1 rRNA gene is annotated in these 1,251 nt (G+C 50.9%); it reads right to left on the minus strand.

The window, feature by feature from the left end:
- A 23S ribosomal RNA gene (locus KDK17_RS04725) occupies window positions 1-1,251 on the minus strand; the annotation flags it as partial.

The raw sequence follows: 1,251 nt of genomic DNA on the forward strand, positions 1-1,251 counted from the left end.
CTAACCTTGTCACTTGTTTCTAGAAACTAGTCTCTAGATCCGTAGCTTCGGTGAATAGTTTGAGCCCCGTTACATCTTCCGCGCGAGCCGACTCGACCAGTGAGCTATTACGCTTTCTTTAAAGGGTGGCTGCTTCTAAGCCAACCTCCTGGCTGTCTGGGCCTTCTCACATCGTTTCCCACTTAACTATTACTTTGGGACCTTAGCTGACGGTCTGGGTTGTTTCCCTTTCCACGACGGACGTTAGCACCCGCCGTGTGTCTCCCGTGATTGCACTCATCGGTATTCGGAGTTTGCATGGGGTTGGTAAGCCGGGATGGCCCCCTAGCCCAAACAGTGCTCTACCCCCGATGGTGAGACACGAGGCGCTACCTAAATAGCTTTCGAGGAGAACCAGCTATCTCCGGGCTTGATTAGCCTTTCACTCCTATCCACAAGTCATCCCCTGGCTTTTCAACGACAGTGGGTTCGGTCCTCCAATCAGTGTTACCTGATCTTCAACCTGCTCATGGATAGATCGCCCGGTTTCGGGTCTATTCACTGCGACTGGACGCCCTGTTAAGACTCGCTTTCGCTACGGCTTCCCTATGCGGTTAACCTTGCCACAGAAAATAAGTCGCTGACCCATTATACAAAAGGTACGCAGTTACAAGAGACTAGTATCAAGAGACAAGAAACAAGATTGGATGGACGTAAACCTGATGGTTATTCCTCTTGACACTTGTATCTTGATACTAGCCCCTTGCTCCCACTGCTTGTACGTACACGGTTTCAGGTTCTGTTTCACTCCCCTCAACGGGGTTCTTTTCGCCTTTCCCTCACGGTACTGGTTCACTATCGGTCAGTCAGGAGTATTTAGCCTTGGAGGATGGTCCCCCCATGTTCAGACAACATTTCACGTGTGCCGTCCTACTCGATTTCACAATAAATGGCCTTTCGTGTACGGGGCTATCACCCACTATGGCGGCACTTTCCAGAGCCTTCCACTAGACCAAAAATTGCTTAAGGGCTGGTCCCCGTTCGCTCGCCGCTACTGGGGGAATCTCGGTTGATTTCTTTTCCTCCGGGTACTTAGATGTTTCAGTTCCCCGGGTTCGCCTCCTAAACCCTATGTATTCAGGTTAAGGATACTCACTTGTGTGAGTGGGTTTCCCCATTCGGACATTCCTGGATCAGCGCCTGTTTATCGGCTCCCCAAGACTTTTCGCAGATTACCACGTCCTTCATCGCCTCTGACTGCCAAGGCATCCA

Origin of the sequence: Endozoicomonas sp. SESOKO2, from assembly GCF_024606245.1 — a bacterium.
GTDB lineage: Bacteria > Pseudomonadota > Gammaproteobacteria > Pseudomonadales > Endozoicomonadaceae > Endozoicomonas_A.